General features: G+C 48.0%; 21 protein-coding genes and 1 pseudogene. 10 read left to right on the forward strand and 12 right to left on the reverse strand.

Annotated elements, in window-relative coordinates:
• Nucleotides 1-59: 59 nt before the first annotated feature.
• Nucleotides 60-200, reverse strand: a complete 141-nt coding sequence (gene yhfH, locus VP472_RS05135) for a protein YhfH (protein ID WP_012117221.1) — start codon at nt 198-200, stop codon at nt 60-62.
• 151 nt (nt 201-351) lie between these two features.
• On the opposite strand from yhfH, the gene VP472_RS05140 reads away from it, so the two are divergent.
• The 4 genes from VP472_RS05140 to VP472_RS05155 all read left to right on the forward strand — a co-directional run bounded on the left by VP472_RS05140 (nt 352) and on the right by VP472_RS05155 (nt 4,492).
• Entirely contained in the window at nt 352-1,086 is a 735-nt protein-coding gene (locus VP472_RS05140; RefSeq protein WP_014304736.1) for an MBL fold metallo-hydrolase, read from the forward strand.
• 12 nt (nt 1,087-1,098) lie between these two features.
• Nucleotides 1,099-2,094, forward strand: a complete 996-nt coding sequence (gene lplJ, locus VP472_RS05145) for a lipoate--protein ligase (protein ID WP_003155205.1) — start codon at nt 1,099-1,101, stop codon at nt 2,092-2,094.
• Nucleotides 2,095-2,174: 80 nt separating this feature from the next.
• Nucleotides 2,175-2,819: an SDR family oxidoreductase gene (locus tag VP472_RS05150; RefSeq protein ID WP_003155203.1), complete on the forward strand. Its 645-nt coding sequence runs from the start codon at nt 2,175-2,177 to the stop codon at nt 2,817-2,819.
• A 131-nt stretch (nt 2,820-2,950) separates the two neighbouring features.
• Complete coding sequence (locus VP472_RS05155) at nt 2,951-4,492, forward strand: fatty acid--CoA ligase family protein (protein WP_063174169.1); 1,542 nt, start codon at nt 2,951-2,953, stop codon at nt 4,490-4,492.
• Between the two features lie 47 nt (nt 4,493-4,539).
• On the opposite strand, the gene VP472_RS05160 is transcribed toward VP472_RS05155, so the two are convergent.
• On the reverse strand, nt 4,540-4,935 hold the full coding sequence (locus VP472_RS05160) for a YhfM domain-containing protein (RefSeq protein ID WP_063174170.1): 396 nt from the start codon (nt 4,933-4,935) through the stop codon (nt 4,540-4,542).
• A 154-nt stretch (nt 4,936-5,089) separates the two neighbouring features.
• On the opposite strand from VP472_RS05160, the gene VP472_RS05165 reads away from it, so the two are divergent.
• On the forward strand, nt 5,090-6,340 hold the full coding sequence (locus VP472_RS05165) for a M48 family metallopeptidase (RefSeq protein WP_146276459.1): 1,251 nt from the start codon (nt 5,090-5,092) through the stop codon (nt 6,338-6,340).
• A gap of 44 nt (nt 6,341-6,384) precedes the next feature.
• Here VP472_RS05165 and VP472_RS05170 read toward each other — a convergent pair whose 3' ends face one another.
• Nucleotides 6,385-7,533, reverse strand: coding sequence for a S8 family peptidase (locus VP472_RS05170; RefSeq protein WP_077722018.1), 1,149 nt, complete (start codon nt 7,531-7,533; stop codon nt 6,385-6,387).
• A gap of 487 nt (nt 7,534-8,020) precedes the next feature.
• Between VP472_RS05170 and VP472_RS05175 the strand changes: the two genes are divergently transcribed.
• A complete protein-coding gene (locus tag VP472_RS05175) occupies nt 8,021-8,899 on the forward strand; it encodes an ABC transporter substrate-binding protein (protein ID WP_070081590.1) in 879 nt (292 codons plus the stop codon).
• 15 nt (nt 8,900-8,914) lie between these two features.
• On the opposite strand, the gene VP472_RS05180 is transcribed toward VP472_RS05175, so the two are convergent.
• The 7 genes and pseudogenes from VP472_RS05180 to VP472_RS05205 form a co-directional block, all read right to left on the reverse strand.
• Entirely contained in the window at nt 8,915-9,490 is a 576-nt protein-coding gene (locus VP472_RS05180) for a histidine phosphatase family protein (protein WP_007409196.1), read from the reverse strand.
• 50 nt (nt 9,491-9,540) lie between these two features.
• A complete protein-coding gene (locus VP472_RS05185; protein WP_070081591.1) occupies nt 9,541-10,632 on the reverse strand; it encodes an acetyl-CoA C-acyltransferase in 1,092 nt (363 codons plus the stop codon).
• Nucleotides 10,620-12,056, reverse strand: a complete 1,437-nt coding sequence (locus VP472_RS05190; RefSeq protein ID WP_070081592.1) for an acyl-CoA synthetase — start codon at nt 12,054-12,056, stop codon at nt 10,620-10,622. The genes VP472_RS05185 and VP472_RS05190 overlap by 13 nt, the downstream gene beginning before the upstream one ends.
• Before the next feature lie 11 nt (nt 12,057-12,067).
• On the reverse strand, nt 12,068-12,625 hold the full coding sequence (locus VP472_RS05195) for a biotin transporter BioY (RefSeq protein ID WP_029973185.1): 558 nt from the start codon (nt 12,623-12,625) through the stop codon (nt 12,068-12,070).
• A 130-nt stretch (nt 12,626-12,755) separates the two neighbouring features.
• Complete coding sequence (locus VP472_RS20070) at nt 12,756-13,271, reverse strand: methyl-accepting chemotaxis protein (RefSeq protein ID WP_369719112.1); 516 nt, start codon at nt 13,269-13,271, stop codon at nt 12,756-12,758.
• 243 nt (nt 13,272-13,514) lie between these two features.
• A pseudogene (locus VP472_RS20075) lies at nt 13,515-14,255 on the reverse strand (protoglobin domain-containing protein); the annotation flags it as partial.
• Nucleotides 14,171-15,694, reverse strand: coding sequence for an FAD-dependent oxidoreductase (locus tag VP472_RS05205; RefSeq protein WP_070081593.1), 1,524 nt, complete (start codon nt 15,692-15,694; stop codon nt 14,171-14,173). The pseudogene VP472_RS20075 and the gene VP472_RS05205, both read right to left, overlap by 85 nt.
• Before the next feature lie 124 nt (nt 15,695-15,818).
• On the opposite strand from VP472_RS05205, the gene VP472_RS05210 reads away from it, so the two are divergent.
• Complete coding sequence (locus tag VP472_RS05210; protein WP_007610477.1) at nt 15,819-16,676, forward strand: SDR family oxidoreductase; 858 nt, start codon at nt 15,819-15,821, stop codon at nt 16,674-16,676.
• 30 nt (nt 16,677-16,706) lie between these two features.
• On the opposite strand, the gene VP472_RS05215 is transcribed toward VP472_RS05210, so the two are convergent.
• Entirely contained in the window at nt 16,707-16,940 is a 234-nt protein-coding gene (locus VP472_RS05215; protein WP_003155181.1) for an IDEAL domain-containing protein, read from the reverse strand.
• A 315-nt stretch (nt 16,941-17,255) separates the two neighbouring features.
• On the opposite strand from VP472_RS05215, the gene VP472_RS05220 reads away from it, so the two are divergent.
• The 3 genes from VP472_RS05220 to VP472_RS05230 all read left to right on the forward strand — a co-directional run bounded on the left by VP472_RS05220 (nt 17,256) and on the right by VP472_RS05230 (nt 18,746).
• Complete coding sequence (locus VP472_RS05220; protein WP_003155179.1) at nt 17,256-17,834, forward strand: competence protein ComK; 579 nt, start codon at nt 17,256-17,258, stop codon at nt 17,832-17,834.
• Nucleotides 17,835-17,979: 145 nt separating this feature from the next.
• Nucleotides 17,980-18,348, forward strand: coding sequence for an iron chaperone (locus VP472_RS05225; protein WP_032874384.1), 369 nt, complete (start codon nt 17,980-17,982; stop codon nt 18,346-18,348).
• A 26-nt stretch (nt 18,349-18,374) separates the two neighbouring features.
• The gene (locus VP472_RS05230) at nt 18,375-18,746 is read left to right on the forward strand and encodes an iron chaperone (RefSeq protein ID WP_070081594.1); all 372 of its coding nucleotides are present in this window, start codon (nt 18,375-18,377) and stop codon (nt 18,744-18,746) included.
• Nucleotides 18,747-18,878: 132 nt separating this feature from the next.
• On the opposite strand, the gene VP472_RS05235 is transcribed toward VP472_RS05230, so the two are convergent.
• Nucleotides 18,879-19,589: a YrpD family protein gene (locus VP472_RS05235; protein ID WP_146276463.1), complete on the reverse strand. Its 711-nt coding sequence runs from the start codon at nt 19,587-19,589 to the stop codon at nt 18,879-18,881.
• Between the last annotated feature and the right edge of the window lie 56 nt (nt 19,590-19,645).

Consider the following 19,645-nt stretch of genomic DNA (forward strand, 5'->3'; position numbering starts at 1 on the left):
ATGATGACGGCCGAAAAAAACGGGCGCCGCACAACTTAGAATTGTGCGGCGCCCTATTGTCACATATCCTTAATTTTCAAGCAGTCATTGCACAAATTAATATGACACTCATACTGCTCAACAATCTCATTTCCGCATTCTTCGCATTTCTTACCGGGTAAATTTCTGAAAAAATCCGACATCTTTTCCAACATACCCATCCCTCTTTCATTGTTTTGTCTCTACATTGTATTATAACAGTTTCGGAAAATCAACGGCTGTTTTGGCACAATGTTTAAAACATGCAATTTGTACGAAAAATAGGTATATTGGAGGAAAGGATCTTTTTATCATAAACATTCGGAGGGTCATATGAAAGTTACAGTTATTGGATGCTGCGGCGGGTTTCCGGCCGCAAACGAAGCAACTTCAGGCTATCTGTTTCAGTCCGGCGGCTATTCTCTGCTCGTCGATTGCGGAAGCGCCGTATTATCAAAGCTGTTTGCCTATGTTCCGGCAGAAGAGCTTGATGCCGTCATTTTGTCCCATTATCACCATGATCATATCGCTGATATCGGGCCGCTTCAATTCGCCAAACAGGTCGGCTCCTTTCTCGGAAAAGGGACGCATGCACTGCCGATTTACGGGCATGATGCTGATATAGAACAGTTTGAGCGTCTTACATATAAAACGCATACAAAAGGAGTGGCCTATCAGCCGGACCGCCCGCTTTCTGCCGGGCCGTTCACCATTACCTTCCTGAAAACGGTGCATCCGGTCACTTGTTATGCGATGCGGATTACTGACGGTTCAGCTTCTGTTGTGTATACGGCTGATTCAAGCTACCAGGACGCGTTTATCCCGTTTGCGGAAAATGCCGATCTGCTGATCTGCGAGTGCAATTTTTACGCGGACCAGGACGGCACGTCAGCCGGCCATATGAACAGTTTGGAAGCCGGACGTATCGCGGAGGAGGCCGGAGCGGGGGAGCTGATTCTCACACATCTGCCTCATTTCGGCGAGCACCGGAAGCTGAAAGAAGAAGCGGAATCCGTGTTCGGGGGCGAAGTGACAATCGCCGCTTCCGGATTGAAGTGGGAGAAATAAAGGAGGAGCACCATGTTATTTATCGACAACCAAAACATAACCGACCCGAGGATCAACCTCGCGATCGAGGAATATTGCGTGAAGCATCTCGACCCTGAACAGACATACCTGCTGTTTTATGTCAATCAGCCGTCGATTATCATCGGGAAGAACCAAAACACAATAGAAGAAATCAATACGAAATACGTAGAAGATAACGGAATCATCGTCGTCCGCAGGCTGTCAGGAGGCGGCGCGGTTTACCATGACCTCGGGAATCTGAATTTCAGTTTTATCACCAAGGATGACGGCGACAGCTTCCACAATTTTAAAAAATTCACCGAACCCGTTATTCAGGCGCTGCGCCAGCTCGGTGTGGAAGCTGAATTAAGCGGCCGAAACGACATCGTCGCGGACGGCAGAAAAATTTCCGGCAACGCTCAATTTTCGACGAAAGGGCGTATTTTCAGCCACGGAACATTAATGCTGGATTCCGCCATTGATCATGTCGTGTCAGCCTTAAAAGTGAAAAAAGACAAAATCGAATCAAAAGGCATTAAGTCAATCAGAAGCCGTGTCGCCAATATCAGCGAGTTTCTTGATGACAAAATGACGGCGGACGAATTCAAAAAGCATCTGCTTCACCATATTTTTAATACAAATGATCTCTCCGAAGTGCCGGAATATAAACTGACCGATGAAGACTGGAAAGCGATCCGGAAGATTTCCGAAGAGCGCTATCAAAACTGGGACTGGAATTTCGGCAGGTCGCCCGCATTCAACCTTCAGCATTCGAAACGTTATCCGGTCGGATCGATTGATCTGCGTCTTGAAGTGAAAAAAGGAATCATTCAGGACTGCAAAATTTTCGGTGATTTCTTCGGTGCGAAAGATGTGAGTGAAGTCGAACAGGCGCTGACCGGAAAACAGTATGACAGAACCGCTATCAGGGAGGCGCTGGCCGGAATCGATCTGAAACAGTATTTCGGCAAAATAGAGCTGGAAGATTTCCTCGAGCTGATTTATTAGAACATTTGCCGAACGCATGATTTGAATCAGCGCCCGTTTTTGTGAAATGATAGAACCATAATGAATGGGGAGGGATCATGATGAAAGTATTTCTCATCGGAGCAAACGGACAGATCGGACAGCGTCTGACCGGGCTGTTTCAAAAAGACGGCACGCATACGCTGCGGGCGATGGTCCGGAAAGAAGAGCAGAAAGAAGCGCTTCAAGCCGCGGGAACAGAAGCCGTTCTTGCAGATTTGGAAGGAAGCACGGAAGACATCGCGAAAGCCGCTGAAGGCTGTGACGCGATTGTATTTACCGCCGGATCAGGAGGAAGCACCGGATACGATAAGACGCTTTTGATTGATCTTGACGGAGCGGCGAAAGCGATAGAAGCGGCAAAGAAAGCCGGCATCAAGCGGTTCATTATGGTAAGCGCCCTTCAGGCTCATAACCGCGACAATTGGAATGAAGCGCTGAAGCCGTATTATGCCGCAAAGCATTATGCGGATAAAATTCTTGAAGCGAGCGGTCTGACGTATACGATTATCCGGCCGGGCGGGTTATTAAATGATCCCGGCACGGGAAATATCAAAGCCGCAGCCGATTTAGAAAGAGGCTCCATTTCAAGAGACGATGTCGCCAAGACCGTTATCGCATCCCTTGATGAACCGAATACGTATGAAAAAGCGTTCGATCTGACAGCAGGCGGCACGCCGGTCAGTGAAGCGCTGAAACAATTATAGTTTCCGGTTTTCAGGCACTCGGGGCTTTTTGCCCTTGAGTGTTTTTCTATATTTTTCTATAATAAAAGTGAACGTTTATTCCGGAGAAATGAATGACTATTCATTCATTACATTTTTAAAGGGGTGGGAAAATGAATCTGGTTTCCAAATTGGAAGAAACGGCATCGCAGAAACCGGAAAAACCAGCTTGTCTGTTTCAAGATCAGTACATGACGTATGAGGAGCTGGCAGGTAAAATCAAAGCATTTGCAAACGGCTTGGAGGACAGGGGACTGAAAAAAGGGGATCATCTCGCGCTGCTGCTCGGAAATACGCCTGACTTTGTTATTGCGTTTTTCGGCGCGTTAAAAGCGGGAATTGTCGTCATACCTGTTAATCCGGCATACACACCTTCAGAAATCGCATACATGCTGAAAAACGGCGATGTCAAAGCGATCGCCGGCATCGACCTATTAATTCCCGTATTTGAAAGCCTGCACGGCTCGCTGCCGCTGCTGGAGCATATCATTATCAGCCAGACAGCAGAGAACGCTCCATCGACAGAAGACCCTCAATTGCGCTTAAAAATGACAACGTTTACAAAAATGTTGCGCCCGGCGGAGCGCAGCAGAACTTATCCGACATTGTCCAAAGACGATACTGCCGTCATTTTATACACCTCAGGGACGACCGGAAAACCGAAAGGCGCCATGCTCACCCATCAGAATCTTTTCTCCAATGCAAATGATGTCGCCGGATACTTAGGAATGAATGAGAAAGACAAAATTGTGGCGGCATTGCCGATGTTTCACGTTTTTTGTTTAACCGTTTGTATGAATGCGCCTCTGATGAGCGGAGCGTGTGTCTTAATCGAGCCGCAATTCAGTCCGGCTTCTGTGTTTAAACTGATTAAAAGCCGACAGGCAACCATTTTTGCCGGCGTTCCGACGATGTATAACTATCTGTATCAATACGAGCACGGCAAGGCGGAGGATTTTGCGTCCGTCAGACTGTGCATTTCAGGCGGGGCCTCCATGCCGGTCGCTCTGTTGCAGACGTTTGAACAAACCTTTGACGTCACCATTCTGGAGGGGTACGGACTTTCTGAAGCGTCTCCGGTTACTTGTTTTAATCCGTTTGACCGGGGGAGAAAGCCCGGCTCGATCGGGACGAATATTTTACATGTCGAAAATAAAGTCGTCGATACGCTCGGACGCGAATTGCCCGACCATCAAGTGGGAGAATTGATCGTGAAAGGGCCGAATGTGATGAAAGGCTATTACAAGATGCCCGAGGAGACGGAGCACGCGCTGAAAGACGGCTGGCTGTACACGGGTGATTTGGCGAAGCGCGACGAAGACGGTTATTTTTATATCGTCGACAGAAAAAAAGATATGATTCTCGTCGGCGGATACAACGTCTATCCGCGCGAAGTAGAAGAAGTGCTCTACAGCCATGAGGGCATTAAAGAAGCCGTGGTCATCGGCGTTCCTGACGCCAAAACGGGGGAAGCGGTGCATGCTTATATAGTGCCTGGGGACGGTGAGCTGACAGAGCATGCGGTTTTTGATTACTGTGAAACACATTTGGCAAAATATAAGCGGCCGGCGGAAGTGGTTTTTCTTGATGAGATTCCGAAGAACGCGACCGGGAAACTGCTGAGACGGGCGGTCCGGGACATGCTTCCGAAATGACGGACGAAAAGCGAAGCCGGGGGCTTCGCTTTTACATGCTGATCCGGTCAGCTCTGCGATTCTTCCTTGATGATGCTTTGCACAAGCTTCGTATCATGCCGGGTCAGTTTGTAATACGTGTTTTTATGCTTGTACATTATATAATTGCCGCTTTCGAGCCACATGCTGAATGAATCAAAACGGTCTTCATGGTATTTGACCGTTCCGTCGTAATCGGGAGACACGCTTTTGGTCAGTTTGACTTGTTTTCCTTGGTTCAAGATATCGAGCATATCTTTTACATTCTGCCTGTCTTTAATTTTGATTTCTTTTTTTCCGTGCTCTGACAGAATAATCAGATCTGCGTTGCTTGATGGAAACACATCGCCGGTCCGGCTGTATACATAGAAGAAAGCAATAACCAAAAGGGCGATTACTACAATAAACGCGATTATTTTTTTCATATTCATCACTCCGTCTTTTAGTCTTTCCCGCTTCCTGTTGTTCCATTCTTTTCTGTTGTGAAAAGATTAACATCCGTTTCGGAGGCTTGGTTCTATTTATTTGCATTTATGCTTACAATAGGAGTAAGTCATAAGGCTAAGGAGGGAGACTTCCATGCGCAAATGGATAGCGGCAGCGGGACTTGCCTATGTGCTGTATGGCCTTTTTTTCTATTGGTATTTCTTTATGACAGGAGACTCCGCCGTCCCGGAGGCCGTAAAGGGAACGAAAGCCGATCCGTCCTCGTTTATGGAGCCGGGCCGCCTGGCAGCCGCTGAAAACTTTTCAAATGTAAAGGATTTTTTATTTTTCATCGGAGCGCCGTTAGATTGGTTTTTATTTTTTCTGCTGCTCATTACGGGGCTTGCCAAAAAAATAAAGTATTGGCTGGAAGCAGCGGTGCGCTTTCGGGTGCTGCAAATCGTAAGCTTCGTATTTGTGATTTCACTCATCGTTACGGCGGCTTCGCTTCCGCTAGAGTGGATCGGATATCGGGTTTCGCTTGCGTATCATATTTCGACGCAGACAGCAGCAAGCTGGATAAGAGACCATGTCATTGATTTCTGGATCAGTTTTCCGCTGTTTGCCGTGTGTGTGCTTGTGTTTTACTGGCTGATCACAAAGCATACAAAAAAATGGTGGTTTTACGCTTGGTGTCTTACTGTGCCGTTTACCCTGTTTTTGTTTTTCCTGCAGCCGGTCGTGATTGATCCTTTATACAATGATTTCTATCCGCTGAAAGACAAGGAGCTGGAAAGCAAAATTTTGTCGCTTGCCGACAAGGCGGACATTCCGGCCAGCCATGTGTATGAAGTGAATATGTCGGAGAAAACGAATGCGCTGAATGCGTATGTGACGGGCATCGGTTCGAATAAGCGGATCGTTTTGTGGGATACGACGCTTAACAAACTGAAGGATCGGGAAATTTTGTTCATTATGGGGCATGAGATGGGGCACTATGTGATGAAGCACGTGTACATCGGACTGGCCGGGTATTTGCTGCTGTCATTAGCCGGGTTCTATATCATTGACAAGCTTTATAAGCGGCTGTCCAAATTCTTCGGCCGAATGCTTCATATAAAGGGGCCTGAAGATCTGGCCGCCCTCCCGCTGTTATTGCTGCTCTTATCTGTTCTCAGTTTTGCTTCTGATCCGATTACGAATGCCGTCTCCCGGTATCAGGAAAACGCCGCCGACCGTTACGGCATCGAGCTGACCGGAAACCGGGAAGCGGCGATTGAGACGTTTCAGGACTTGGCCGATACGGGACTGAGCCGGGTCAACCCGCCGTTTCTCGTCAAAATTTTCAGAGGGAGCCACCCGTCGATCATGGAGCGGATTGAACATGCGGAGGAAGAAAAATAATAAAAAAACCGGCGGGGCCATGCCCGACGCCGGTTTTTTATGTTTTACTGAGCTGCCGCCTGTACGTTGATCAGCCCTTTTCCGTAGTAGAAAGCATCACCAAGTTTTGTAGTGGTGTTTTCTAAACTGCTGCGGACTTGAGTGTTTGTCCAGTTCGGGTGCTTAGAAAGAATCAAAGCAGCCGCTCCGGCAACGTGCGGAGATGCCATTGACGTACCATTGTACGCGCCGTATTTGTTTCCAGGAAGCGTGCTTTGGATAGAGACGCCTGGTGCCATGACATCAAGCTCAGAACCTACGCTTGAGAAAGATGCTCTTTGGTTGCTGCTGTTAACAGCGCCTACCGCAATGACAGAAGGGTATTTACCAGGGTAGCCCACTGTGCTTGAGCCGCCGGAAGTGCCTTCGTTACCGGCTGCCGCAACCACTACGACGCCGGAAGCAACGGCTTTGTCAACTGCCGCTTTTAACGCTGCAGAACCAGAAGGTCCGCCGAGGCTCATGTTAATAACGTCCATATTGTTTGCGATCGCCCACTCAATTCCGTTAATGATCCAGCTGTACTGGCCGGAACCGTCAGCGCCGAGAACTTTTACAGCGTAAAGAGATGCGCTTGGCGCAACGCCTAATACACCGACTGAGTTATTAAGAGCCGCAACTGTACCGGCAACATGAGTTCCGTGAGAGTTGTTGTCTTGGAAAGGATTTGTTTCAGAAGGAACCATGCTGGCTCCGCCTGCTACCTTTAAATCAGGATGAGAAGAATCGATACCGCTGTCGATAACCGCTACTTTAACATTTGATCCGGTGAAGCCTTGAGAGTGCAGAGCAGGGGCTTTAATCTGTGATACGCCGTAAGGCACGGACTGCGCGTACGCTTGTGCAACGTGATCTTCTTCAACGTAAGCGACGCTAGGGTCTTTTTTCAGCTCTTTTACAGCTTTTTCATTTAATGTAGCTGAAGCTGCGTCTACATATTTGAATTGCTTTTGCACTTTCCCGCCTTTTTCAGAAATGACATCTTTTTTCTTGGCGGCGCTCATCGTGCTCATTGTCTGCTTAAATCCGACAATATATTTCTTTTCCCCGTTTGATTTCCCTGCAGCCTGGGCAGAAGTCGTGCTGCCGAACGCCATCGTAAAGATTAACGCTAAAGCAAACAGCAAACTGATCCATACCTTTTTGCCTCTCACTCTTTATCCACTCCTTTTTTCATTTGCAGAATAACCAATAGACAGATTATTCTGTGGATTAATTGTATAGTATGGAATAATATTTTAGTAGACCCAATTTTTTTCAGTTTGTTTTATTTCTATTTAGGTATATCATCTCTCTTTCGTTTAATAGGAACCCGAAATATTTAAATTTTAATGGAAAAAACCGATGGAAGGACATGAGTATTTGTACACAGCCGCAATCGCTCTCTTGTTTACTGGGTCGAACGGTTTGATTCCATTTTTGGAAGCTGCGGCAAAAACAGGATAAATGTCACCTTTTGTTGAATGCAGAAGTCTGATGGAATCGAAAGCGGAATGAAATAAAGCGGCCGGCATGAATCAGTCTTTGGCTTTCTTGACGGAGAAAGCTGTGAAACCATTTTATGAAAATAATGATATTGAATATCATTGATACTTATATTGTCAATGATATAATTGCGGAAAAACGAAAGAGGGGGAACAGATGAAACCAATTTTCAGTATGCTGATGATCTTATCCGTTCTCTTCATAACGGCATGCTCAGAACAGGAACATGAAACCGCCGTCAGGCACGATCTGGGGACGGCGCATGTGGCTGCGCACCCGCATCGCATCGCCGTATTGAATGAGGGCTTTATTGACACCCTCCATGATCTCGGCATAAAGCCGGCGGCCGCGGCGGATAACCGGAAAGAGCGAAACGACGGCAGTCTGTCCGTCGGGCCCCCGTCACATCCCGATTTGAAAAAGATCACTTCGTTAAAACCCGATCTCATCATTGCAGACTCAAGCCTGCACAGGGGGATATACCGAAAACTGACAAAGATCGCTCCGACAATCGCTTTAAAAAATGAAGCTGCGGATTATCAGGATGCGGTTGATGCTGCCCTTACCATTGAAAAGGCGGTCGGTAAAGAGGGCATCATAGAGAAACAATTGTCGGCTCAGGAAGAAAAGCTGAATGACATCAAAAGAAAGCTGGATGCAGAAGGCGGCACGATTTTATTAATTGACGCTGCAAATGGCAGCATTTCCGTAAAGGATGATCAGTTTTTTACGTCCCGGCTTTTGACGCTAGCAGGGTTTACATATGCGGTCCAGACAGATTCCGGCGGGAAATCAGACGCTATCAAAATGACGCCCGGGCAGCTTTTGCATATCGATCCTGATTACATCGTACTGCTGGACGGTGAGAAAGAACTCGAAAAAAATCACCTCTGGAAACAGCTGACTGCCGTAAAAAACGGCCACGTTTACCGCGCGGACAGGGCGGCATGGACGGAGCGCCGGAGCATTGACGGTGCGGACGCCATATTACATGATCTGGAGAAAAAAATGCTCGCCAAAAAGGCCCAAAACTGAATTCGGGCCTTTTTGTTATGATTCTGATAGGTGGCTGCTTACATTGTAATCTTTGACGCGCCACTTATTTTCAATTCGTTCGATATTGCTCAGGCACGCATTGACAAGCTTTGCGTTTTGTATGCCGGTATCACCGTCAGAAATAGCGGACAAGAGGGCGTGAATGGCTGCGCCGTGAGCGACGATCAGTACTTTTTGCTCAGGAAACCGCTCCTGAACTTTCACTAAACCGGCAAGCATTCTGTCTGTCAGCTCTTCTGCGGTCTCCATATTCGGATAGTTTTTATCCGGGTAGCGCTTCGACCGTTCCGGTAAAGACATTCCTTCCGCATCACCGTAGCTCCGTTCTCTGAAATCTTCCATGACGACAATGGGAAGATTCAAAAACCCGTTAATAATGTCAGCCGTTTTTCTGGCCCGTTTCATCGGGCTCGAGACGATGACATCCCATTCGGACCCCTTTAAGTACTCTCCTGTTTCTTTCGCCTGACGCTCTCCCGTCGCATTTAACGGAATATCCGATTTGCCTTGAAGCTTCTTTTGGGCATTCCAATCAGTCTCTCCATGTCTTACTAAACAAACGGCAGTCATAAAGTCTCCACTCCGATCATTTTTTATCGATATCATCTATTATACTGCCGTTACGTTAACACTTCAAAGAGAAGCGCCAGTCCGACTCCGCCTCCGCTGCCGATCGCTGCTGCTGCGTAGCGGGCATCCGGGCGTCTTTTTGCTTCATAAAAAAGCCGGGTGATAAGCGCCGCCCCGGAAGCCCCGTACGGATGCCCGACGGCCAGAGCGCCGCCCCGGACATTTATTTTAGAATACGGCACTTGAAGCTGCTGTGAAAAAACGCATATTTTGACGGCAAACGCCTCGTTGATTTCGTATATATCAATATCATCCGGTGACAGGTCCCGTTCCTTCAAAAGCTTTTTGACGGCATAAACCGGAGCTGCTGACGGATAATGCGGATGGACGCCGCTTACCGCGCTTCCGATAAAACGCAATCCCGGCTTTAAACCGAGAGACCGCGCTTTTTGTTCTTCCATCACACAAACTGCAGCCGCCCCGTCAGAAATTCCGCAGCTGTTGGCCGCGGTGACAGAGCCTCCGGACTGAAAGACGGGTTTGGCGCGGGCGATGAGAGGCTCCATGTTCCGCTTTTTCAGCATGTTTTCGTCAGCGGCGAATCCGTGACAGGGGAGAATTTCCCGGCGGTACAAGCCGTCTTCGTGCGCTTTGACGCTCCGTTCATAGCTGAGAAGGGCATATTCGTCCTGCATCTTTCTCGTTACGCCGTAAGCCTGTGCCGTATACTCGGCCGCTATGCCCATATCAGGATCGCCGATGTGTTCAGGAGAAAAGCGCGCCCGGGATGAGAAAGGGGAACGGCTGCTGCTCTCCGCTCCTCCCGCGATGTATGTGCTCCCCGCGCCGGCTTTAACAAAGTGGCACGCGATTCTCACGGCGTCCAATCCGGAACCGCACTGCCTGTCGATGGCCGTACCGGACACGCTCAAAGGAAGCCCGGCGGCCAAGGCTGACAGCCGGGCGAGGTTCCCGCCGCGGCCCGTCGCGTTTCCGATCAGGACTTCATCAATGTCTTCGGGCATGTTCCGGCTCAAATGTCGGATCAGCGGAGCTGCCAAATCTTCGGGGAGACAGTCTTTTAACAGGCCGTTTTCCCGGGCGAAAATCGTCCGTTTCGCATCCGTAATTACAGCTTCCATTCCATCATGTCCTTTGCCTGCTTTTGTACGGCGGCACGGGCGATCTTTCCGCCGGCTGTTTCCGGTATTTCTGAAAACAGCCATTTTTTCGGGATTTTATATGCCGCCAGCTGCTCGCGGCACTGTTTCTTCAGTTCCTTTACATTTGCATGTCCGTCGATCACCGCAACGGCGATGCTGCCCCAATAATCATCAGGAATGCCGATGACGGCCGCTTTTCTGACGCCCGGACAGCGGTTGAGCACACGTTCTATCTCTTCCGGGAATACATTCAGGCCGCCTGATACGATCATCCCGTTTTCACGTCCTTCGATATAAAGATAGCCTTCATGATCGATATATCCCATGTCATCAACCGTCATCCAGCCGGAATCATCAGGCTTTGCGCCGTTGATGTATCCGGAAAATTTCATCGGGCTGTTCACAAAAATCTTCCCCGTTTCGCCCGGCATGCAGCGTTCCCCGCCGGGCCGGCGGATTTCGATTGTAACATTTTCAAACGGACGGCCCGCCGCGTCAGGCTTTCGGGCGCTGTCTTCAGGCGATAAGAACGCCACGAAACTCAGCTCAGACGTTCCGTAAAAATCATACAACCGCAAATGGGGATAGCGCTCTGACAGCGCTTGTTTAGACGAAGCGGGCCAGTCTGCACCGGAAGAAATCACCTTGAGCGGTGTATCCGGAAACGCCTCTAGTGAGAGCAGGGCGTCCGTCATTGTCGGAACGGTATATAGAACGTCAGCTTGTCTGAGCCGGTCTTTCATTCCGGCCGGATTGAATTTTCTTTGAAGGAGGACGGTTCCGCCGATAAACAAAGTGCTGACAGCGCCGTATAAAAAGTGTGATGAGCGCAGCGTGCCCGGCACCAGCACTTTGTCATCAGGGGAAATGCCGAATTCACGTTTCGTACAAGAAAAGCTCTCCAGCCACGAACGGTGAGAGCGGGTGAAGGCTTTCGGCTTACCGGTCGATCCCGAGGTGAATCCGGTATAAAAGGGCAGGCCGGCGTTTTTGATAAAAGCGCCTTCCGCTTTTTCCGCCTCGATCAAAGGCCTGCATTCATCCCACAGGATGACAGGCGTTTTGACGCCGTCCAGTCTGCCGCTCAGCCGGCGGTCACAGATGACGAGATCGGTTTTGCTGATGTGCAGCTGGTCCGCGAGTTCCGCCGCCGCCGAGCGGGGATCTAACGGAACCGCCGTGCAGCCGGCATGCGCCGCCCCTGCGAAAAGTTGTAAAAATGGGATGCCGTTCGGCAGTAATATTGCAATGTTTTCCGGCTTATCTGAAAGGCTGCCAAGCCAGTTTGCGGTTTGGTTTACTAGCCTGTTCCAAGTTTGATAGTTGATCTGTTCTGTTTCTGTCTGAATCGCGATCTGTTCCGGCGCTTGTCCGGCTGTATCTGAATATGATGATGTAATCATGATGACTAAAATCAGCTTCCTTTCGTCGGCAAAAGCCGGCTAGCTTGAAGAGTTTTTCTGATTCTTACGGCTGCGAATGAGGCTGCGGCCGCTTTAAGCAGATCTCCGGGCACATAGATGAGGCTGAGCTTTACGGCAGTCAAGATATCAATGTGCATCATAAAAGCCTGAACGGGAATGCCGATGACATACAAAAACAGCACGCCGAACAAGAACTGTCTGATAAACAAATGGGGGACAGCAGCTGAGCGAAGGCCTTGGATGCTGAGGCTCAGCAGGAATGCCGCCAGCGGATATGCGATGAGATATCCGGCGCTCGGCCCGAAAAAAACCCCGAACCCGCCTCTTCCGCCTGAAAGGAGAGGCGCTCCGCATGCCACAATCAGCAAAAAAAGCAATTGGCTTAAAAACGCCGCTTTCGGTTTCAGGATGCTTCCCGATAAGAGCACACCGATCGTCTGGAGTGTAATCGGAACCGGCGTAAAGGATAAGAAAAGCGGCGGGAGCAGCCCCAAAAGTCCCATAATGGCGGTAAACACGGCAATATGCATCATTTCTGTCAATTTCATTATGTATTCCTCCAGCTTATCAAAATATGTTTATACAATAAAGCGAGTCTTTATATATGTCAACTCTATTATATTTTGAGTTGACAATAAAAAGACCGGCCCTTTATGAAAAAGGCCGGTCGGTTTATCTTTATTCTTCTGTAAGGATAACAAGTGAATCAACGGATGATGCAACGTGGGAAACGGCGCGGCTGACTTCTTGAAGGCCGCCGAGAAAGGCCTGCAAATCAACGTCGATTTTGCCTGTCTGGTCTTTGCTCGTTTTCATGCTTTGGACGATGTCATCAAACAGACGGTTGATCTGCGTCATTTTTTCTTTCGTTTCGCTTACAAGTCCGTTTACATCTTTGATATGTTTGGACACGATGTTGATTTGTGTATTGGTATTGTTCACAAGCTCTGATACGGTGGAAACGGTTTTTTTCGTATCCTCTGAAAGCTTCCTTACCTCCGTCGCCACAACGGCGAACCCTTTGCCGTGCTCCCCGGCTCTCGCGGATTCTATTGAAGCGTTGAGTGACAGGAGATTCGTTTGCTCGGCGATCCCCGTCACGATGCCGAAGATTTTTTCGATCTGTTGGGCGATGTCATTCAGCTTGTCCATTTCTTCTTCAATCTGCAGAAGGCTGGCGTCGATTTTATTCATCTGCTGCTGCTGGCTTTCAAGCTCTTTTTTCCCGCCGATTGATTTTTCTTCGACATGTACGGAAGTGACGGTGCCGGCTTTTGACGCCTCGGAAATGCCCTCGGATTTATCGACCAGCTCCTGCACGGCTCTGCTCGTTTCTGAAAACAAATCAGCGAGTGATCCAGATGTTTCCTGGATTTTCTGATGAAGACGGGCTTTCTTTTCCTCTTGTTCGTCACGCTGGCAGTTATATTCAGTCTGGAATGCTTCAAGGACGAGCTGCTGTTCAAGATTCAATATTTTCGTCGTCGCTTTGATCGCTTTTAAAAGCTCATGCAAATCCGGAATGGTTGCTTCATATATGTTCATCATCGACAGAAGCAGATCCTGAAACGCTCCCATATACCATTTCGGTTCAAGGCCGATCCGCAAGTGGATGGAAGCGATGCGCTGTCTTTTTTCAATGAATTCATCATCAATCGTGCCGGCGAACATCTCATGGATATGACGCCGTAATGTTTTTTTCAGGCGCTCGACCGTGCTGTGGTCGTTAATGATCGTCATTAATGATTTTTCGTGATCCAGATTTCGGTAAAAGGAATCGACGATTGTTGAGATATGTTCTTTAATTAACGGCTGCAGCTCTTCAAGCACATGAAGTTCTTCGTTTCCGAGCCTGACCATTTTCAGCTGTTTTTGGACATCTGCATATTGATTTGAAAGCGCGATGCGTTTTTTTCCATCGGCTTCTGAAAAATATGCTGTTTCTTTTTTACGGTCTTTTTTAAATAACAATATAAGTTCCCCCAGATATTCTCTTTTTCTTTTTATCGGTTTGGAAGGAACTTGAATGAAGGAATCTGATAAAAATATTTTAATGCGGAAAAAAATAAAACCATTCGTACAGAATGGTTTAGTCAATCTTGGGTGAGACGTTTCAGCGGCTTGATGGCGGGACCTTCGGCAACCCCGCCGTCGGGTGTGAACCGGGACCCGTGACATGGACAGTCCCACGTCCGTTCGCCGTCATTCCATTCAACCTCACAGCCTAAATGGGTGCATGTCGTATCGACAAGATGCAGACAGCCTTTTTCATCTTTATAGGCGCCGGCCCGTTTGCCGTTTACCGTTACGATTTTTCCCTCCCCGGGCCCAAGACTCTCAGGCGAAGCGTCCGGCCTCTCAAGTTTGCCCGAGATAAGGTGTTTGGCCACGTCGGCATTATAGGAAATCAGTTTTTTCAGTCCGGGATCTGCGTGGAAGCGTGACGGAATAAACAGGCCGGAAAACGGGTTCTTTTTGTTTTGGATATGATCAGCCAAAAGCTTCGCGGCGAGCGCTGAGCTTGTCATCCCCCATTTTTTAAAACCGGTCGCCGCCAAAATATGTTCTTCATCGCCTGAGATGGGACCGATGAACGGAATTTTGTCAATGGTGACAAGGTCTTGTGCAGACCAATGATATGGGATGCTTTCAACTCCGATTGTGTCTTCCGCAAATTGTTTCAGCGCTTCGTAATGCCCGGACATTTCTTTTCCTTGGCCTGTTTTGTGGCTTTCACCGCCGACAAGCACCAGTTTTTCACCGTTCAAATCGGTGTATCGCAGTGATCTGGACGGCTTGTCTATGCTGAGATACATCCCGTCCGGATACGCTTGTTTCGGTTTTACCGCGAGTACGTAGGATCTGCTGGCATACATTCTGGCGGCATAAAGCCCGCCTCCGTCATAAAAAGGAAAGTGGGAAGAGCAGACAATGTAGCTGCACTTGATGCCGTGTCTGTTCTTCGTGACCACTTCCGGCTGCGGTTCTTTTTTTATGTCGATCGCAGCCGTCTGTTCAAAAATCCGCGCCCCGTTTTTAACGATCTCTTTGACGAGCGCCGCACCATATAAAAGCGGATGGAATTGTGCCTGATTCTTCATGGCGAGGCCGAGCCTGCAATCAACGGGGACGGGAAGTTCTTTCACAAGCTCGTGTTCAATACCGAGCTTGGTATAAGCTTCCTGCTCACTGCGGATTTTTTTGACGCCTGATTCTGTATTGGTGTAAAGATATGCGTCTTGTTCAATCAGTCTGCAGTCAATCGAAAGGTCCTTGATGATCTGCTTCATGTCTTCCATGGCGCGGAGATGGGCTTCGAAATACAGCCTTGCGCTGGTCAGACCGATCTGCTGAATAAGATCGGCATAGATGAAATCATGCTGGGCGGTGATTTTTGCGGTCGTGCCCGCGGTCGTCCCGTTTAAAATCCGGTCTGCTTCAATGACAGCGACACGGAATCCTCTTTTCGTCAGTTCGTATGCCGTTGTCAGACCCGTAATTCCTCCGCCGATCACCGCAACGTCGCATTCCGTATCTTCAGTGAGGGCGGGAAAGGAAGGAATGTCAGCTGTTGCTTTCCAATAGGAAGCCGGTTCCTCGTTTGAAAAAGTAGTCAATTCAGATTTACCTCCTCTGTTGTATATTCTTAATTTTTCCAATAAGACTCTGTTCATACATGAAATTCGTATAAGATGCTCAAATTACTCATAATATAGTAATTAATGTAAAGGAGTGATCAAAATGGCGAATCAGAAGAAGAAAACCTTGCCGCCGCAGCATCAAAACCGGCAGCCGGGCTTTGAATATGTAATGGACCCGCGCCCCGTTTTTGACAAACCGAAAGCGGCGAAAAAACTTGAAGGAAAAACGGCGATCATCACGGGCGGAGACAGCGGGATCGGCCGCGCCGTATCCGTTTTATTCGCGAAGGAAGGCGCTAATGTGGTCATCGTTTACTTTGATGAGCATCAGGATGCCGAAGAGACGAAGCAATATGTAGAAAAAGAGGGGGCGAAGTGTCTGCTGATCGCAGGGGATGTCGGCGACGAAGCCTTTTGCAACGATGTCATCCGCCAGGCGGGCCAAGCCTTTCCTTCCATTGACATCCTGGTCAATAACGCGGGTGAGCAGCACGTGCAGCCGGGGATTGAGAAAATCACGAGCCACCAGCTCATCAGAACGTTTCAGACGAATATTTTTTCAATGTTTTACTTAACGAAAGCCGCGCTCCCTCACCTGAAAAAAGGAAGTTCAATCATTAATACGGCCTCCATTACCGCCTATAAAGGCCACAAAACATTGATTGACTATTCAGCGACAAAAGGGGCGATCGTCACGTTTACAAGATCTCTTTCCCAATCTCTTGTCACTCAGGGCATCAGGGTAAACGCAGTGGCGCCGGGGCCGATCTGGACGCCGCTGATCCCGGCGAGCTTCTCGGCGAAGGAAGTGGAAGTCTTCGGCTCAGACGTGCCGATGCAGCGCCCGGGAGAGCCTGTTGAAGTGGCGCCGAGCTATTTGTACTTAGCAAGCGATGATTCTTCCTATGTCACGGGACAGACGATTCATGTGAACGGCGGCACCATCGTAAACGGATAATGTAAAAAAAGCCAATCCATATGGATTGGCTTATTCACTCTGTTTGAGAGCGGCATATTCTTTTGAAAGCGTGAGGAACGCTTCTTTATTTTTATCATCAAGCGCCTTATTAATCTGCATTGTCAGCATGGCGATCCGGCGTTTATACAAGGATTCATCAAGCACCATTTGAATGTAAATATCGGCCATTGTCACATCGAATTCGTTTGCTTTTTCCGTGTTGCGGGACTTCATGAGCTCAGTGTACGACTTTTTCTCTTTCATAAAGAATCCCCCCAATGCCTTTTTTATAGTATATGGATAACGGCCGGAAAAATCAATTAATTTTTATAATCTTTAGACAACTAATACTTGGAAATATATCGACATATCCTGCAAATTGACGAAAAAACGAAAATGATCATTGTATAAATGAGGTGAAATGAAAAAGAAAAATAATATTTAAATAGTAATTTAAGACTAAATTACAGCTTTAAAAGGTGATTTTTAGCTATATTCAAAAAAAACCTGTCGTTTTCCAATGACAGATGATAGATTATTAGTATAAATTTTCAAGAAAAGGATTGGAGGCTGCACATCATGTGCCAGAAAACACACGCACCCTTAGAAAGCTACGAAGTAAATCGTTCAACCATCGCTGTTTTGCCTGAGGAAATAGACGGTAAAATGGGGTCGAAGGTCATTGAAAAAGACTGCATTCTGTATGTCAGCATGAAGCCGATTCACATCATCGACAGAAGCTGCCGCTACTTTGGCTCCAGCTATGCCGGGAGAAAAGCAGGAACATATGAAGCGATTAAAATTTCTCACAAGCCGCCGATTATGGTGGACCCTTCAAATCACATCTTTTTATTCCCTACACTTTCTTCTGCAAGGCCTCAATGCGGCTGGATATCTCATGTGCACGTTAAAGATTTTCAACCGACGGCATTTGATGACACAGCGGTCACGTTCTCAAACGGCAAAACGATGGAACTGGAAGTATCCTATCATTCTTTTGAAAATCAGGTTTACAGAACCGCCTATCTCAGAACCACTTTTCAGGACAGGATGGGCAGTCATATCCCGAAGCGGCAGGAATTCATGCTGTATCCGAAAGAAGAGCGGACAAGAATGATCTACGACTTTATTTTGCGGGAGCTGGGGGAGAGATATTAGAGAAAGCTGTGATGTGAAGGGACGGGCCCTTTCCTTTTAGGAAGGGCTTTTTTCGATTTACATGCCCGGATAGAGTTGTATCGTGTCCGTCTGTTGGCTATGATGATGTAAAGAGTAATGATATTTCATTTTAGGAGAGATGGGCATGGATGTGTTTGCAAAATATATATCAGGAATCGATAACCCGGATCACCGTCTCAAAGCAGAGGAAATTTTGTCGTGGACGGCTGACCAATTTCCGAACTTAGAAGCACAGATCAAGTGGAACAAACCGACATTTACCGATCACGGCACCTATATCATTATGTTTGCCGCGGCAAAAAATCATTTGAGCATTTTACCTGAAAAAGAGACGATGGAGCATTTTGCCGATGACATCGCCCAAGCCGGGTACAGCGCTTCTTCACGCCTGTTCAGAATTCGGTGGACTGATCCGGTGCACTATGATCTGCTTAAGAAGATCATCGAATTTAACATCAAGGAAAAAGCTGAAAATCCGGGGTTTTGGCGCTAGCGGACGTGATGTTGAAGGAGGAAGACATGGACGTTTTCAAAGACTATTTATCAAGTATCGACAGCCCTGATCATCGTCTGCGAATGGAGGAAATCCTGTCGTGGACGGCTGAGCAATTCCCGGGTTTAACACCGCAGATCAAGTGGAACACGCCGATGTTTACCGATCACGGCACGTTTGTTATCGGCTTTGCGGCAGCAAAGCATCATGTAAGTGTTTCCCCCGAAGAAGCTGGAATTGCGCATTTTGCCGACGACATTGCCCGTGCCGGCTACAGCGCTACTTCCCGTTTGTTCAGAATTCAATGGACTGAACCGGTGCATTATGAGCTGCTTGAAAGCATGATTCAATTCAATATCCAGGATAAGGCGGACTGCTCAGCGTTTTGGCGGAAATAATGAAAGAAATGTTAAAAAACAACCCTGAGGAGGGCTGTTTTTTATTAAACGTAATCCGAAAAATAAGGGATTTGCGTATCCGGCAGACCCTCACGAAACGCACGATGACAGAAATCGTGCGTCCAACATTCTTTATTTGACGACAGACATGCTGACGCTGCTGCCTGACACTGTCAATTTGGCAAAATCCTGTGTATCAATCACAGGGGTGACTGCTTTATTGTCGATCGTGATGTTCGTAAAGGCTGTTGAGAAGTTTGATTTGATGTAAGGGCGCTGATCCTCTGATGTGACCGCAACGGTGGCGAGCGCTTTCCATTTTGAGACAGAGCCTACATTTGTTTGGGCGAGTTCTGAGATGATGCGGCCGGTGTATCCGTCATTATTCGTGCCCCAATATGTGGCGCGGGTATTGCCGTTCAGATTTTTGTAAATGGTCAGCTGTACGGTGCTGCCGGGCCGGAAGCCTTTCGTATAAGTGAATTGGCTTTCTCCTTCCAGATACCGGATCTGGCCTTGTCCCTTTGAACCGACTTTCATGATCGGTTTCCATACATGATAGGTGTCACTGTACTGAAGCCCGATATCAGCCTCTGTGCCTCCGGTAAATCCTGAGTAAATATAGGCTGTCCCATTTGACACCTGAATCGAGCTTGGAAGCTGAATTTTCGTGACGAGAACTGAGCCCGTGCTGTTCAGATAGGCCCTTCCGCCGATTCCTTTACTGAGCTGGGACGCCGCTTCCGCCGTATTTGGACTGATCACCCCCGGAATATCCGCCGTACATGCGCCGAATAGAACGGCTGTAGTGAGAACACCCGCAACAAGCCCTTTTTTCATCATCATTTCTCCTCCTATCATCATAGTCAGATAGCGCTATCAATTCATATTATAAAAGG

The organism is Bacillus sp. MT(2024), assembly GCF_036362845.1.
Lineage (GTDB): Bacteria > Bacillota > Bacilli > Bacillales > Bacillaceae > Bacillus > Bacillus velezensis.